Source organism: Lysinibacillus sp. NPDC093688 (genome assembly GCF_050280145.1).
Lineage (GTDB): Bacteria > Bacillota > Bacilli > Bacillales_A > Planococcaceae > Lysinibacillus > Lysinibacillus xylanilyticus_B.
On sequence record NZ_JBNNUX010000001.1, the window covers coordinates 21623 to 37752 of the forward strand.

16 protein-coding genes are annotated in these 16130 nt (G+C 37.4%); 11 read left to right on the forward strand and 5 right to left on the reverse strand.

Annotation, left to right across the window (positions count from 1 at the left end):
• Positions 1–62: 62 nt before the first annotated feature.
• Positions 63–1871, reverse strand: coding sequence for an oligoendopeptidase F (gene pepF, locus ACQKN2_RS00120; protein ID WP_427413104.1), 1809 nt, complete (start codon positions 1869–1871; stop codon positions 63–65).
• Between the two features lie 169 nt (positions 1872–2040).
• On the opposite strand from pepF, the gene ACQKN2_RS00125 reads away from it, so the two are divergent.
• The 5 genes from ACQKN2_RS00125 to ACQKN2_RS00145 all read left to right on the forward strand — a co-directional run bounded on the left by ACQKN2_RS00125 (position 2041) and on the right by ACQKN2_RS00145 (position 4898).
• The gene (locus ACQKN2_RS00125) at positions 2041–2313 is read left to right on the forward strand and encodes a hypothetical protein (RefSeq protein WP_427413105.1); all 273 of its coding nucleotides are present in this window, start codon (positions 2041–2043) and stop codon (positions 2311–2313) included.
• 84 nt (positions 2314–2397) lie between these two features.
• Positions 2398–3249, forward strand: a complete 852-nt coding sequence (locus ACQKN2_RS00130) for a hypothetical protein (protein ID WP_427413106.1) — start codon at positions 2398–2400, stop codon at positions 3247–3249.
• Between the two features lie 137 nt (positions 3250–3386).
• Positions 3387–3620 carry a hypothetical protein gene (locus ACQKN2_RS00135; RefSeq protein WP_427413107.1) on the forward strand — a complete coding sequence of 78 codons (234 nt, stop codon included), beginning with the start codon at positions 3387–3389 and terminating at the stop codon, positions 3618–3620.
• Positions 3621–3902: 282 nt separating this feature from the next.
• Entirely contained in the window at positions 3903–4343 is a 441-nt protein-coding gene (locus ACQKN2_RS00140; RefSeq protein WP_427413108.1) for a Dps family protein, read from the forward strand.
• A 207-nt stretch (positions 4344–4550) separates the two neighbouring features.
• On the forward strand, positions 4551–4898 hold the full coding sequence (locus ACQKN2_RS00145; RefSeq protein ID WP_427413109.1) for a general stress protein: 348 nt from the start codon (positions 4551–4553) through the stop codon (positions 4896–4898).
• Between the two features lie 131 nt (positions 4899–5029).
• On the opposite strand, the gene ACQKN2_RS00150 is transcribed toward ACQKN2_RS00145, so the two are convergent.
• Positions 5030–5929 (reverse strand): DMT family transporter, encoded by a 900-nt coding sequence (locus ACQKN2_RS00150; protein ID WP_427413110.1) that lies wholly within the window; start codon positions 5927–5929, stop codon positions 5030–5032.
• Positions 5930–6063: 134 nt separating this feature from the next.
• Here ACQKN2_RS00150 and ACQKN2_RS00155 point away from each other — a divergent pair, with 134 nt between their 5' ends.
• Together ACQKN2_RS00155 and ACQKN2_RS00160 are read left to right on the forward strand one after the other, a co-directional pair.
• The gene (locus ACQKN2_RS00155) at positions 6064–6939 is read left to right on the forward strand and encodes a LysR family transcriptional regulator (protein ID WP_323646510.1); all 876 of its coding nucleotides are present in this window, start codon (positions 6064–6066) and stop codon (positions 6937–6939) included.
• Positions 6940–7405: 466 nt separating this feature from the next.
• Entirely contained in the window at positions 7406–8080 is a 675-nt protein-coding gene (locus ACQKN2_RS00160; protein WP_427413111.1) for a phosphopantothenoylcysteine decarboxylase, read from the forward strand.
• A 76-nt stretch (positions 8081–8156) separates the two neighbouring features.
• Here ACQKN2_RS00160 and ACQKN2_RS00165 read toward each other — a convergent pair whose 3' ends face one another.
• Positions 8157–8645 (reverse strand): flavin reductase family protein, encoded by a 489-nt coding sequence (locus tag ACQKN2_RS00165; RefSeq protein WP_427413112.1) that lies wholly within the window; start codon positions 8643–8645, stop codon positions 8157–8159.
• A 176-nt stretch (positions 8646–8821) separates the two neighbouring features.
• Between ACQKN2_RS00165 and ACQKN2_RS00170 the strand changes: the two genes are divergently transcribed.
• A complete protein-coding gene (locus tag ACQKN2_RS00170; RefSeq protein ID WP_427413113.1) occupies positions 8822–9607 on the forward strand; it encodes a VOC family protein in 786 nt (261 codons plus the stop codon).
• Between the two features lie 76 nt (positions 9608–9683).
• Here ACQKN2_RS00170 and ACQKN2_RS00175 read toward each other — a convergent pair whose 3' ends face one another.
• Positions 9684–9884: a cold-shock protein gene (locus ACQKN2_RS00175; RefSeq protein ID WP_427413114.1), complete on the reverse strand. Its 201-nt coding sequence runs from the start codon at positions 9882–9884 to the stop codon at positions 9684–9686.
• 213 nt (positions 9885–10097) lie between these two features.
• On the opposite strand from ACQKN2_RS00175, the gene ACQKN2_RS00180 reads away from it, so the two are divergent.
• Positions 10098–11777 (forward strand): formate--tetrahydrofolate ligase, encoded by a 1680-nt coding sequence (locus ACQKN2_RS00180; RefSeq protein WP_427413115.1) that lies wholly within the window; start codon positions 10098–10100, stop codon positions 11775–11777.
• Between the two features lie 70 nt (positions 11778–11847).
• Here the strand turns inward: ACQKN2_RS00180 and ACQKN2_RS00185 are convergent, their stop codons facing one another.
• Positions 11848–12072, reverse strand: a complete 225-nt coding sequence (locus tag ACQKN2_RS00185) for a hypothetical protein (protein WP_427413116.1) — start codon at positions 12070–12072, stop codon at positions 11848–11850.
• Between the two features lie 327 nt (positions 12073–12399).
• Between ACQKN2_RS00185 and ACQKN2_RS00190 the strand changes: the two genes are divergently transcribed.
• Together ACQKN2_RS00190 and ACQKN2_RS00195 are read left to right on the forward strand one after the other, a co-directional pair.
• Positions 12400–14436: a hydantoinase/oxoprolinase family protein gene (locus tag ACQKN2_RS00190; protein WP_427413117.1), complete on the forward strand. Its 2037-nt coding sequence runs from the start codon at positions 12400–12402 to the stop codon at positions 14434–14436.
• Positions 14437–14439: 3 nt separating this feature from the next.
• Positions 14440–16119: a hydantoinase B/oxoprolinase family protein gene (locus tag ACQKN2_RS00195; protein WP_427413118.1), complete on the forward strand. Its 1680-nt coding sequence runs from the start codon at positions 14440–14442 to the stop codon at positions 16117–16119.
• Positions 16120–16130: the final 11 nt, after the last annotated feature.

Genomic DNA, 16130 nt, shown 5'->3' on the forward strand with positions numbered 1-16130 from the left:
TTAGAACTAAAAAAAGAAAACCATCTACGCTTTAGAAATAGCATAGATAGTTCTCGCTTTGTTTAGCTTTTGATAGCTTCCATTTCTGTCGTTAATCGCTCAAGCTCATCAACGAGGTGACCAATGTAAGCAATCGTATCTCGAAGCGGCTGGTCTGTTGTAACATCGACACCCGCCATTTGAGCTAGCTCTACAGGTGATTTTGTACCTCCAGCTTGAAGGACCGCTAACCACTCATCTACAGCCGGCTTACCTTCTTTTAAGATACGCTTGGATACTTGTGTAGAAATTGTTAAGCCAGCACTGTATGTGTATGGATATAAGCCCATATAATAGTGTGGCTGACGCATCCATGTAAGTTCTGCACCTTCAGAAATGTCGACAGTATCGCCCCAGAAATCTTCAAGGACAGAACGTTTTAATTGATTTAAAACAGAAGCATTAACAGCTTCACCAGCGTCAATTAATTCATATACTTTTCGTTGATATGCTGCCTCTAGTAAGTGTGTGACGAAATTATGATAATATGTTTTGGACACAATGTTTGAAATAACCCAACGTTTGAAGCGAGGATCCTCGTTATGGGTTAATAAATAATTGGCTAGAAGCATTTCATTCATTGTTGATGGTGCCTCGATAAAGTATAACGAAGGACGACTATTAAAATAAGATTGATGGGCATGTGCATTCACAAAGTGACCTGCGTGTCCTAGCTCATGAATTAGCGTAAATACCTCATTCATACGTTCATTCCATGACATTAAAATATAAGGGTGATTACCATATGGACTTGAACAGAATGCCCCAGTAGATTTTCCTTTGTTTGTTGCATAATCAATCCAGCGCTCGCTAAATGCCTTTTCAATCATGTTCTTGTAATCCTCGCCCATAATCGATAATGCTTTTTCAACATATTCCTGTGCTTCCGACATTGTTAATTTTGGATCATACTCTGAATCTAGCGCTATTTTTAAGTCTGCAAAAGTCATCTTCTCGATGTCGTTTGCTTGTTGAATAAGCTTTGCGTAACGACGCATATGAGGAGCAAGCTCTTTTGTAATAAGATCTATTTGACGATTATAAAGTGATTGATCAACATCCTGATCAAACAGTAAATAATCAATGATAGAGTCAAAGCCGCGTAAATTCGCCATTGTTTTTTCCTGTTGAATATGTGTGTTATAAATTTTTGCAGTTGTGTGTTGATAATCTCGTAACTTACTAGAAAATGCTTCAAATGCAGCACGACGTACGTTTGTATCAGCCTCAAACTCCCAGTTGTTTTCGTACAATACGAAGCTTAATGGATGCTTTTCACCATTTGCCTCAAACTGTCCAAAATGCATATCAACAAGCTTTGTCGTATTATATGTTTCATAAGGTGCCTTAAAAGTTGAACTAAATGCAGCTAATGCTTTTTCCACTTCAGGGTGCAGCTGATAAGGCTTTTGCTTTAATAATTCCTCTAAGTAAACTTTGTAAATAGGGCTCAACTCAGTGGCTTCTAGTAAAATTGCCTCGTCTAGCGCTAGTAATTCACTGCGTACGAAAGAAAATGCACTACTTATTTTACCTACCGCAGTACTGTATTTGGCAGAACGCATTTGCGTTACATTATCTGTAAGATCTGTTTGAATATTTAAATTTGCATAAGTGCCAATAGGAACAATGCTTTTTTGTAATGCTTCAAAAACCGTTAAAACTTCAATTACTTTTTGTGCATCCGTAATTGTACCTTGATACTTGCGTTCAAAGCTTAGTGCATCCTCTACAAGCTGAGCTAAAATAGGCTCAAAATCCGCATCATTTTCAAATAAATCTTTTAAATTCCACGTTTCTTCTACTGGTACATCTTTTCGTAATACTTCCATCAATCAACACCCCTTATGTGTAAGTGTCTCCATTATAACGAAACTATTTCGGAAAGTGAAATAATTATAGAGAATAGTTTTAATATTTTTAAAAATATAATAATAGAGTAGAAACTTATGTTCGTGTTAGCTATAATGAATTTAAAGGTAAAGGAGGGATCTAATTATAATGCAGCTAGTTTTGGAGAAACCAGATGTGTATAAGCTTAGTCACGTGAATCAAGATAATTTATGGAAGAAGTTAATTGCGGATTTGTTTGAAGATTTTTTGTTGTTCTTTTTGCCAGAGTTGCACGCAGAAGTGGATTTTTTAACATCTTTCAGCGAATGTCAAAAACATTCGCTGAAAGATATTAAAGCCTCCGGCGGATGTCACGGAATCGGAAAGGAGTTCTTAGAGGATGTTAGCCTAAAATCATCGCATCCATGCGATAACGGCTAACTGACCTGCATCACGCAGGCCTAAGCACAAAGCCGATTCCGGACGCAATTATGCCGAGGCATAATTGATTCGCAAGTAGAATTTTTGCAACAGGAGCTTTTCAAAGAAATTATTGAGCATCGTCAAGGGCGCAAAATAGCTGACCAAATTGCGAAAGTTCATCTAAAAAGTGGGGAAGAGCAATGGATTCTTGTCCATACGGAAATACAAGCTGTAGATGAAGTGCATTTTGCGAAGCGTATGTTTGAATACTTCTATCGAATAAGTGATCGATATGGTAAGAAGATTGTGGCTATTGCTATTTTTACGAATAAGAGTACAAAAAGCACGAACCGATATCATGAAAAGTATTATGGTACAGAAATTATGTACACTTTTAATAAGTTTGTTGTGTCAGACTTTGATGAAGAAGAATTGAAGAAATCACCGAAGCTGTTTAGTAAAGCGTTACTAGCTTCAATTTATATGAATCGGACTAAGAAAGAAATGAGCCTTCGTAGTGCATACAAAAGAGCTCTCATAAGAGAAGTGTGGTCATTAAATAATGTTGAACGGACAGAATTAAGTGCGCTACTTTACTTTGTTGATTACTTATTGAAACTACCTAAATTTATATCAGAACAGCTTGTAAAAGACATAAAAGCTGAGCTTAAAGGGGAGGAAGAAAGGTTGCATCTATATAAGGGAGATTTACCACCGACACTTGCTGGAGTATTGGAATTAGAGAGGCAGGAGGGCATTGAGGAAGGAATCGAACAAGGAATCGAGCAAGGAATCGAACAAGGAATCGAACAAGGAATCGAACAAGGGATTGAACGTGGCATGAAGCAAATAATTATTGGTTTGTTTGAAAAGGGTGCTGAAGACGAATGGGTTGCAGAGGTTTCAAAGCTACCGGTGACAAAGATTAAGGAAATTCGTAAGGAACAAAAATAATTAAAAAGTATTTAGATCTAGACACTAATGTTGAAAGAAAAAAAGTGCGCTACTTTACATTGTTGATTATTTTATAAAGAGCTATATCTAAGCAGCTTATAAGAGATGTGAAAGAGGGAATTAGAGGGGAGAAAGAAATGTTACATTTATTTAAAGAAGATTTACCACCGACACTTGCTGCAGTATTGGAATTAGAAAGGCAAGAAGGCTTCAAACAAGGTTTCGAGCAAGGTTTCAAGCAAGGGTTTGAACAAGGTGTGAAACAAATAATCACAGGTTTGATAGAAAAGGGTGTTGAGGATGAGTGGATTGCTGAAGTTGCAAAGCTTCCAGTGGCAAAGATAAGAGAAATTCGTAAGGAACTTAAATAGTCTAATTGTGTAGAGAGACAAAATGCCAAACTCTTTTTAGGTTTGTTGTAAGTTTTCTAGCGTCCTAATGACGAAATCCATCTGTGCGAAATTATTGTGGAACTGCCTTTGCCTTCTATCGTAAGGAAAATCTTCTTGCAGGAAAAGCGAGTAACATGTAGTGGAAGATGTTTTGATTTTGCTATAAAAATTCTTTATCTAAATAGGAAAATGTGTGTATAGGCAGTATACTTTGCTACGCATACTAATGGCTAGAATAAAAGGCACATTGGAGGAGAAACAATGACACAAAACTTAAACAAACAATTAAATAAACTTGTCGCTACATGGTCTGTACTTTATACGAAATTGCACAATTATCACTGGTATGTTACAGGAAATGCCTTCTTCACACTACATGCAAAATTTGAAGAATTATATAATGAAACAACATTAAATCTAGATGAAATTGCAGAGCGCATTCTTTCGAAGGATGGAAAACCAGTTGCTACGTTAAAAGAACATCTTGAACTGTCCTTTATAGAGGAAGCGACTGGGAATGAGACGACGGAGGAAATGGTGGTTACAACCATTGCAGATTTCCAAAAAATTATGAAAGCTTTAAATTCAACAATGGAGCTTGCTGCAGAAGAAGGAGACGATCGAACAGAGGATTTACTAAATGCTAAGTACCAGTCCCTTGAAAAGCATACATGGATGCTAAAGGCCTTCCTTGGGCACTAATAACCACAAATAAATGTTAGGCAATGGGAATTCTTTTGTGCATTTCCATTGTCTTTTTTTTGTTTCATACCGTTGTTTCAAAAGATGGACATATATCACAAAGTTATAACATATATTACAGTTCGGAAAAGAATGGGCAAAATATGTTTTTTCTTGAATAGGAAGGGTAGATACTTAGTAAGCCATACAAGTTAGGAGGAATTGAGCATGATAAATGAACAAAACCCACAAATTGAAGTGGCCCATACAAGGGAAGAAATGCTTCGTATTTTAGAAACTATGCAATTAGAAGCATATCAAATAGAGGACATTCATGTAATTGCAAAGGATCCAAGTAAATTTGAGGACGTAGAATGGGATAGTAATGTTAAAACCTATGAGGTAGGGAATTGGATGGATCAATTTAAGTCTTGGTTTACCGGTGAATCGGCTGTGAAGGAAGGATTAAAGCGTTTCGATCTTACAGAAGGACAAACAGCTTACTATGCTCATCTCGTAGAACAAGGTGCCATCGTAGTATTTGCTGAGCCTACAATTGAACCTATGACGACATGATCTAGTGAAAGGTGATTGGGAGTCATCTTAATTCACATAAAAGGGAACATTTCCTCTAGTACAACACGATAAACAGAATGAGTGCATATGCATCACTCTGTTTATTTGTGTAGAAAAATTTCAAAGTTGATTTAATGTATCGCTTTTTTGTGTTCATGTTTTTTTATAAAGCGTAATACATGAAGATGCTCTAATTGAGCAAAAAGGTTTCCGATTAGTATAAAGCTTCCACCTATTAATACTTTTATCGTTATTCCTTCCCCTATAAACATCATGGCAAACATCGCTGCAAAAATTGGTTCTAAGGAAAATATTAGTCCTGTGTGTGTAGCAGAAGTAAACTGTTGTGCAACAGTTTGACCTATGAAGCAAAATGCACTACAGATGACACCGAGTCCAATAATAGCAATCCAAGAAGTCGTTGTATTTGGAAGTGTAGGTGTTTCAAAAATAAATGTTAATACAAGTGCATAAAGTCCAGCAAAACCGAGCTGGTAAATGCCATAAGAAATGGATTCAACGTTACGCGTAAATGTACTGTTTAACAGTAAATAAATCGAATAACAGAGTGCAGCGATGGCTACTAACAAATCCCCCTTTTGCAAGGTAAATGAGCCATGTGCAGTTAAAACTGTAATCCCAATCATTGTGCAAACAATCGCAAAACTAACTGCTCTTGAAGGTAATTTCTTCTCAATAAAACTGCTGAAAATAGGTACTAAGACAACCGTTAAACTCAAAATAAATCCAGCATTTGATACCGAAGTTGTTTCTAGTCCGAATAAGCTTAGAACAAACACAATGAATAATAGAAACCCTTGAATTGCCGCATATTTTAAAGTTTTAGCATCGGCCTTAATCATGCGTTTATAAAAGATGATACCTGCTGCGAAAAATGCGATGATACAACGCAATGCCACCACATTATAAACAGCCAATGTTTCAAGCCCCATTACCATAAAGGTATAAGATAATCCCCAAAACATAGTCACTATAACCATTAACAAATTTGCTTTTCCTTGGATACTCATTATGCTCACCTACAATCTGTGTACTAAAACAGTTTTTAACCTAAAATTTACTATATCTCTTGTATTGTGATTAGTAAAACGAATGTTTATAATAATCAGTATTAAAAAAATTCATGTATATCGAGGACAAGACAATGAGTTTAGTGAAATATGAGATTTTGAATAAAGTTGCTGAGGTAGCTAGCTTTACAAAAGCAGCAGAAGCATTGGGATTAACCCAATCTGCTGTCAGTCATGCTGTTTCAAGCTTAGAAAAAGATTTCGGCTTTGCACTGATTCACAGAAGTCGAGCGGGTGTCATATTAACGAGTGAAGGAAATACAATGTTAAGGGCAATGAGGCAAGTCCTCGATGCACAGGAACTATTAGAGCAAGAAGCAGCACATATACTCGGTGTTACTCGAGGGAAAGTGCGAATAGGTGTAATTTCAAGTATTTCTTCCAACTGGATGCCGGAAATTGTTCGTATTATGGACAATCAATTTCCTGGTATACAAGTAGAATTACGTGAGGGAGACTATTATGAAATCGAACAATGGCTATTGAGTGGAGAGGTGGATGCAGGATTTTTAAATGGTCAAAAGTCGAAGCAATTTCAGTATACCGAGCTACAGCAAGATCCGTTGCTGTGTATCGTTTCTGATAAAAGTCCACTTTATGATAAAGCAGAAATTGATATTGTGGAACTAGAAGACATGCCATTTATTATGACGTCACATAAAGGGACGAATGATGTAAAAGTACTGTTAGAGCAATATCATGTGAAGCCAAATATTCGTTTTGAACTATCGGAAGAGGTAGGAATCACTTCGATGATTTCTCATCAGCTTGGAATTAGTATTTTACCGAAATTAGTGACGAATAATTTACCGCCTACGATAAAAGCCATACCGTTAAAACAAGGTGGCTATCGCACAATTGGAATTGCGATGAAACACCAGGCATCACCAGTGACCAAGAAATTTGCGGAAATATTAAGTTCCTGGTTAAAAGAGCAAAATATGAATTAATATTTATCCAAGTATAAGAGGACAGCAACCTGCTCTATAAAAACAGCATTGAAGCATAACATAGCATTGCGTTAAAATAGTATTTGTATATTTATCTTCATTCAGCAAATGTTTTTTGTAGCGAAAGCAAAGCGTCAGCTACAGAAGATTCCCACCTCTAAAGGTGGTGAGATGAATGCAATTTTGATTACTTTTTCAGTGGGTGTCCAAACTACCCGCTGAAATAGAGGAACTCAGTCTAAGAGCGCCACGTCCTGTGGCGACGACTGAGTGACCAACATCGTGTTGGCCCAAAGCCTCCGGCGGATGTCACGGATTTTCAAAGGAATGAAAATAAGGATGTTAGCCTACAACCTTCGCATCCTGCGAAAACGGCTAACTGACCTGCATCGTGCAGGCCTAGGCACAATTCAAAATCCGGACGCAATTACGCCAAGGCGAAATTGATTAGAAAAAAGGTGAGTGTATGGGGACATTACGGGGTAAGACCGTACTCATTACAAGTGGGGGAACACTTGAAAAATGGGATCGTGTGCGTGGACATACGAATTTATCGAAAGGGTCGATGGGCTGTTATTTAGCTGAAGCGGCATTAGCGGCTGGGGCAAACGTAATGTATATGCATGGTTATTTCGCGCAGCTTCCAGCGAATAAAGATAAAATGCGTACCATTCGATTTGAAGGCATTGAAGATTTAGGCGAGAAAGTTCGACATGCTGTTCAGGAGGAACAAGTGGATATCGTTATTATGGCGGCTGCTGGTTCTGATTGGCTCATTGACAAAGTGTATGACCAATCTGGGAATTTAATGGAGGAGTCAGGTAAAATGCCATCTGACGAGCCACCTATCATCCACTTTAAAAAGGCACCTAAAGTATTAGGTAAAATTAAGGAGTGGCAGCCGAAAGTTACTTTAGTAGGCTTTAAACTTGAGGCAACGGACGATGAGGAGTTTTTACTGTCCCGCGCACGTCTACGAATGGAATCGGCCAGCGCTCAGTTTATGGTAGCGAATAGCTCACAATCTTTATATGGTGGAGATGAGCCTCACTGGATTGTACCGGCTAAAGGTGAACCGAAAAAGATTATGGGCAAGCAAAAGACAGCGCAAGCATTAATGGATTTTTTACAAAATAATTAAAACAAAAACTGTGTAGAGGTAAATAAATCTGCACAGTTTTTGTTTTGTTGTTGTTTGCGTATATTCTTGCAATAGCCTATTCATAAAAACTTTTTGGGATTTCACCAATATGTCTGCGATGATACAGTAAGGGTTCCTTCTGTGCATTGTCAATTTCTAGGACCTGCCCGATAAATATCGTATGATCTCCAGCATCGATTTGCTGAAAAGTTTTACATTGTAAAATGGCTGCAGTCTCATGCAAAACTGGTAGACCTAAAGTAGAAGTTGACCATTTAGCATGGGCGAAGCGATCTGGGATTTTACTTGAAAATAGGGTACATAAGTGCTCTTGATTATGCGCTAAAATATTAACAGCAAACTTTTGAGCTACTGTAAAATATGGATGCAGCTGTGATTTTTTATCGAGCGACCACAAAATAAGGAGTGGATCTATGGAAACGGATGCAAAGGAATTGACAGTTAAGCCAAAAGGTTCATTTACTTCATTACAAGCAGTGACTACCGTTACGCCTGTTGGATAATTACCTAATGCTTGTTTAAAAGCACCTACTTTGTCTGTCATTCTAATCACCTCTTCATTGATTTATGGAAATGAAAAATCTTTTCTATCGAACCATCAGCATTCCAATCATTTCGCGTTGATTTAAATTCTCAATAATTGCAATATTCCTAATTTCATTTTAAACCAACAAAACTAACAGGTAAAGTATATAATAGAGAAAAAAAGGGGGTTTAGTCATGTCTTTATATTTTGACCATCTAGTTCATCAAGTTCAATCACCCGAGAATACAAAGATTTTCTTAAATAAACGTAATATCCATACAGTTAACGGTGGTCAACATACAATGTGGGGGACATACAATACGTTAAGCTACTTTGGATTAAACTATATTGAGCAAATAGCCATTTATGATCGTCATTTATTTGAAAATGCAGTGAAATTGCCTTATTCACTACATTATACGTTTAAACATACAAACGAGCGCTATGGTTTTTCAAGAATTGCGTTACGTACAAAAAATATTAAGGAAGAGGGACAACGTTTACGTGCACTTGGCTTCGAAGTATTTGGACCTGATGCTTGTAGTCGAACAAGACCTGACGGCTCCGTAGTTGAATGGAAGCTATTGCATTTTGGGAAACCTGGGCAGGAAATTGATTTCCCTTTTTTGATTGAGTGGGCTGATACAGATGAGGAACGTGTTGCGCAATTAAAAGCAAATGGAGCCATTAAGACCAATCAATCCATATCGATGGAATCTGTACAATTTTATGTAAAAGATGTGCAAGCTACAGTGAAACAATGGAGGGAAGTATTACAATTACCAGAGCCTGAACAACAAGAACAGTTTACTTCCTTACACTTACCAAATATGCGCCTAGATTTTTATGACGAAGTTACTGCGGCTACTATGGCGCTAGGTCATTTAAATGAAGGACCGTTTGGGGTTACACTTAAGGATACTGATAGAACAAAGGAAACACTAGTTTTTCCAGGGGCTTTTTATTGGATCAATAGCTAAAATTATAGCGTTTAAAAGATCAATGAAGAGCATTTGAAAAAAGGAGCCGTTCATTAAACGAACAGCTCCTTTGTACTTATAATTTTACAACATTTGATGCCTGTGGTCCTCGATTGCCTTCCACCACATCAAATGATACCTTTTGACCTTCTTCAAGTGTACGGAAGCCTTCCTCCTGGATTCCCGTAAAATGTACAAATACATCTTCTCCATCATCACATTCAATAAAGCCATAACCTTTTTCATTATTGAACCACTTTACGTTTCCCTGTTGCATAAGCATTCGCCTCCCATGCGCTTGAAAGTAGAATAAAATCAATTAAGTCGTGACATAACCTGCGAAAATGTGAAAAAATGCATTTTCATTAAGAACATACATGAATTGAGCAAAGTTGTCAATTGATTGTCGAAATGCTAGTATAACTTACTATGATTTTTTTCACAATAAAGACTATAATGGAAATTAACAACATAGAAAGTAGGATGCCAAATGACAACGACAAATCAACCTTTATCAGATCTAGAAATTGCTAATCAAGCGGTGATGAAGCCTATTACAGAAATCGCGAAAGACGCAGGTATTCCAGAGGATGCACTTGAGCAATATGGTCGCTACAAAGCAAAAATTGATCCACTAAAAATAACAGCACATGGTGAGGACGCAAAGGTAGTATTAGTTACTGCCATTAGTCCAACTCCAGCAGGTGAAGGGAAGTCAACTGTAACGGTTGGACTTGCTGATGCACTTCATCAATTGAATAAAAATGTTGCTGTTGCTTTACGTGAGCCATCACTCGGTCCTGTAATGGGTGTGAAAGGTGGAGCAACAGGTGGTGGATACGCACAAGTTGTACCAATGGAGGATATAAACTTGCATTTCACTGGCGACCTTCACGCAATTACGACGGCGAATAATGCATTATCAGCCTTTATCGATAATCATATCCACCAAGGAAATGCTTTAAACATTGACCCTCGCCGTATTATTTGGAAGCGTGTAATGGATTTAAATGATCGTACACTTCGTAAAGTTGTTGTGGGTCTCGGTGGTCCTGTGCAAGGGATGCCACGTGAGGACGGCTTTGACATTACTGTTGCATCAGAAGTTATGGCAGTCTTTTGTTTAGCTACAAGCATTGAAGATTTACGTGAACGTTTAGCAAGTATCGTAATCGGTTATACATTTGAGCGTGAGCCTGTATTCGTGCGTGATCTTCAAGTAGAAGGAGCTTTAACTTTATTATTAAAGGATGCCTTCAAACCAAACTTAGTGCAAACACTTGAAGGAACACCTGCAATTATCCATGGTGGACCATTTGCAAATATTGCACACGGCTGTAACTCGATTATGGCGACACAAACGGCTCGTAAGTTAGCTGATATTGTTGTGACAGAAGCAGGTTTCGGTTCAGATTTAGGTGCTGAAAAATTCATGAACATTAAAGCACGTAAGGCAGGCTTTAAACCAAGTGCAGTTGTCATTGTAGCTACAATCCGTGCATTAAAAATGCATGGCGGTGTACCAAAAACAGCGCTTGTAGGTGAAAATGTTGAAGCACTTTTACAAGGAATTGAAAATTTAGCGAAACACGTCGACACAGTTCGTACATTTGGCGTTGAACCGATTATCGCGTTAAATCGATTTATTACGGACACAGAAGCGGAGTTAGAAGCAGTGATGAACTGGTGTCAAGAAAATCATGTTCGTATTGCTCGTACAAATGTTTGGGAAGAAGGCGGTAAAGGTGGATTAGCCTTAGCTGAGCAAGTAGTAGCCGTATTAGAAGAAGAAAATAACTTCTCTCCTTTATATGATGTAACAGAGTCTGTTGAAGAAAAAGTTCGTACGATTGTTCAAAAAGTGTATGGCGGGAAAGATGTACAATTTACCGAACAAGCGAAAAAGCAAATTGCCCAAATCGAAAAATTCGGCTGGGATTCTCTACCGATTTGTATGGCGAAAACACAGTATTCTTTATCCGACCAACCAAGTCTTTTAGGACGTCCAGAGGGCTTTACCATCACAATCCGTGAAGTGATTCCAAAACTGGGTGCAGGATTCTTAGTTTGTCTTACAGGCGATATTATGACAATGCCAGGTTTACCAAAAGCACCAGCTGCTTTACGCATGGATGTAGATAATGAAGGACATGCGGTAGGGTTGTTCTAATTGATACAAAAAAATTAACGTTAATGCTGCTCCTTTTACTTAAAGGGGGCAGCTTTTTATTTTAGAAAATTTAAAGTAGATAGCCATATCGAATCAGTAAAAAGCTGGTTAACCATAAAAAAATGGCTACTCGAATGATTATATCCATTGTCAATTCAAAGGCAGAAAGCTTTCTTTTTCGTTTTACCTTTTTAAGAAGTCTAACGGAAAAAGCAGAACATAGAAGTAGAACGGCAATAGATAGTTTATATACGTTTTCTAAAAGGCTTGTATTTTCTAATAGATTATTCAACATAATCATCCTCTCATATAGAGGATATGAGAGGATTAATTTCATTATGTAGGCTCTTTAGTTTGTTTGGGACTCTGGTGTATGACCAGGGTCTTTTTTGTGTTCTGTATAAAGTAACTGAGTTCCTTTTATGTAAAGGGAAACTTGGCGTTTTTTACAAGTAACCGTCTGATTTTGGAAATAAAAAGCAGATTTTTACAACAATCTTAATTGTCAAATGAATTTTTATTTTTAAAAATAGATTGAATTTTCTTTTTACTTTGAATATAATTTACTTAATTTATTAATTGGAACACTGTTCCAATAATAGGAACACGGAGGGATGAAGTCTTGAAAATTGCAACAGATATTGGCGGTACTTTTACCGACCTAGTTTACACGGATGAGAAGGGAAATCTTCATTTTGACAAGGGGCATACGACTCCAGGTCATTTTGAGGACGGTATATTAAATGTATTAGGACGACACGTAACGGAAGATTCTCTTATTGAATCTTTTATTCATGGTTCAACAGTCATTATTAATACATTAACGGAAAGAAAAGGGGGCAAAGTTGGATTAATTACGACGAAAGGTTTCCGCGACGTGTTAGAAATTGCTCGAGGGAATCGTCCGGACTTATACAATTTTAAATATAAAAAGCCAGAACCTTTTGTAGAGCGTTATTTACGACAAGAAATCGATGAGCGAATCGATTTTAAAGGTAATGTTATGAAAGCGCTTAATACTGAAGGAGTAGGCAATATCGTCCGTAAATTTAAAGAATTGGGTGTAGATACCGTTGCTATTTCACTGATTCATGGTTATAAAAATTCAATACATGAATTACAGCTTAAAGAAGAAATATTAAAAATTTGGCCAGAGGTGTATATCACACTTTCAAGTGAAACGATTAAGGAATATCGCGAATATGAAAGAACGAATACAACAGTTTTAAATTCATACGTTAAGCCAATTGCACACGCGTATTTAAAAAGCTTAAAAGAAAAATTAGAAACAATCGGTATTACAGATCATTTGAAAATTATGCAATCCAATGGTGGTACAACAAGCTTTGATAAAGCAATGGAATTGCCAATCAACCTTGTGGAATCTGGTCCAGTAGCTGGTATGTTTGGGGCAGCAAAATTAGGTGAACTTTTAAATGAATCCAATATTATCGCTTTTGATGTTGGCGGAACGACTGCAAAATGTTCGCTAATTACAAATGGAAAAGTAAATGTCACAACAGATTACTATATTGAAAGAAATGAAAAGTTTGCAGGCTATCCGATTAAAACTCCAGTTGTTGATATCGTGGAAATTGGCAATGGCGGTGGTTCCATCGCTCGTCTGGATCAATTCGGCTCATTAAAAGTTGGTCCAGATTCTGCTGGTGCGAATCCAGGGCCAGTTGCCTATGGCTTAGGCAATACACAGCCAACGATTACGGATGCAAATGTTTATTTAGGAAGATTATCATTAGAAAACTTCGATAATCCAGTGTCTATTGACAAAGTGGAGGAAGCACTTACTGAAGCCATTGCTAATCCGTTTAATGTGACAGCAGAGGAGGCAGCACAAGGGATTTTAGATATTGCCAACTCTAATATGTTAAATGCCCTGAAACTAATTTCTATTCGTAAAGGCTATGACCCTGAAGATTTTACAATGGTTGCCTTTGGTGGTGGTGGTCCTCTACATGCGATTAATTTAGCGGAAGAGCTGGGTATGAAAAAAATCATTATTCCATATGGTTCATCTGTCTTTTCAGCATTAGGAATGATGATGACGGAATACCGACAAGATTATATTCAAACAAGTTTAATGGACTTTAATCATCATCATCTAGCTGATATTCAAAAAAATATTGATGAAGCTATTGAAAATGCCTATGCAGATGCACCTTTGTCAAAAGATCATTATTATTTTGAAATTAATTATGATCTTCGTTATAAAGGCCAGGAACACGCTGTCAAATTGAATGCATCGAATATTGCTATTCATAAAGAAGAGCTTGCTCAATTAGCAGAGGCTTTCCATATTAAACATAAACAGGAGTTCTCTTTTGATTTACCAGAGACGCCTATTGAGTTAGTGAATACACATCTTACTATTTATGGGAAAGGTGAAGCGATGCAGTTTAAGGAATTAGATTTCTCACATATTGACGCTTCGACATGTATAAAAGCAACACGGAAGTTATACGTCAAGAAAACAGGCTGGGTAGAGGTAAATGTTTATGATCAACAAAAATTAGTACCTGGCTATGTAATTGCTGGTCCTGCTATTGTGGAAAGTCCTACATCTACAGTTGTGATCAATGAAAAACAATCTATTGAAATAGATAAATACGGTAATCTGATTGTAGAGATGGAGGGGAGATAAAACATGAAAAAAGACGTTTTTGCAATAGAAATTATTCAGGATTCTTTACTAGCTATTGGTGATGAGATGTTTGTAGCGTTAGCTCGTTCGTCTATGAGCCCAGTTATCTATGAGGTATTAGATTATGCGTGTGGTTTAACAGATGCAAAAGGCAATCTAATCAGCCAAGGTAATGGCGTAACAAGTTTTATTGGGATGCTAAGTCCGATGGTACAACGTGTCATTGAAAAGTTTAATCATGGAAAAGACTTACACGAAGGCGATGTCATTATTATTAATGATCCGTATGTTGGTGGAGGATCGCATTTATCGGATGTTGGTTTAGTCTTACCGATTTTCTATAAAGGCGAGGTTATCGCTTTTTCTGCAAACAAAGCGCACTGGACAGAGGTTGGTGGCATGGATCCGGGTTCATTCACAAGTAATTCCAATGAAATCTATCAGGAAGGACTACAGTTACCTGGTGTGAAGCTTTATCAAAAAGGCGAGCTCAATAAAGGAATTTATGAAATCATTTCTACTAATGTTCGTTTACCAGAACTATCAATCGGAGATATGTTTGCTCAGGTGGCTGCCTTAAAAACAGGTGAAAAAAGAATCACGGAGCTTTGTCAGAAATTCGGTGCCGAATCTGTTAAATTGTCCATTCAAAAATTATTGGACAAGGGTGAAAAAATTGTTGAGTTTGAACTACAACAATTACCAAAGGGCGAATTTTATGCGGAAGACTTTATTGAGGGTGATCCTTTAAAAGGCGGACCTTATCCAATCAAAGTAAAGGTAACCATCAGTGATGAAGAATTTATGTGTGATTTTAGAGGATCACATCCTGCTGTAAATGTACCGGTAAACTGCTCGCAATTTGGCTTGATGGCCAGTGTGCGAGTGATGTTTCTGGCTTTACTTGGCGATATTGATGTCATAAATGAAGGTGTCTTTAAACGCTTAACGATTATGACAGATGACAATTCTATTGTATCTGCCAAACGTCCGCACCCTGTTTCAATGAACTTTGAGGCACGTATTGGTGCAGCGGATTTAATTTGGAAAGCACTTGCACCTCATTTACCAGAAAGATTGTCAGCAGGTCATTTACAGTCGGTTTGTACATTTATCTTAACAGGTAAAAATCCTGAAAATGATGAGTCATTCCTAATTGTTGAACCATCAGTAGGTGGTTGGGGAGCGTCAAATGATGAGGATGGTCAAAGTGGACAATATTGTATGGGAGATGGTGAAACATATAATCTTCCTGTTGAAATTGCGGAAACAAAATATGGTATTCAAATTGATGAATATAGCTTAAATTGCGATGGTGCTGGTGCAGGGCAATATAGAGGTGGCTTAGGAGTACGCCGAGTTTATACCGTTAATAATGACGGTCAAAAGGTTTCTGTCAATTTAGGTAGACATCAATTTACACCATTTGGCTTAAATGATGGTGAAGGAGGATCGCATAACTATCTGATCATTCATAAAAAAGATGGTGCAAAGGTTGGTCCGGTTGGTGTCCTAGCGAATTATGAACTGCAAAAAGGAGACCGTATAGAGCTTGTTACGGCAACAGGGGGTGGCTATGGCAATCCAAAAGAGAGAAGTACGAAAGCAATTGAAAAAGATTTATTAAATGGATATATTTCTTTAGAGGTAGCTGAAAAACGTTACGGTTACCAAAACGCATAGAAGGAGAAATA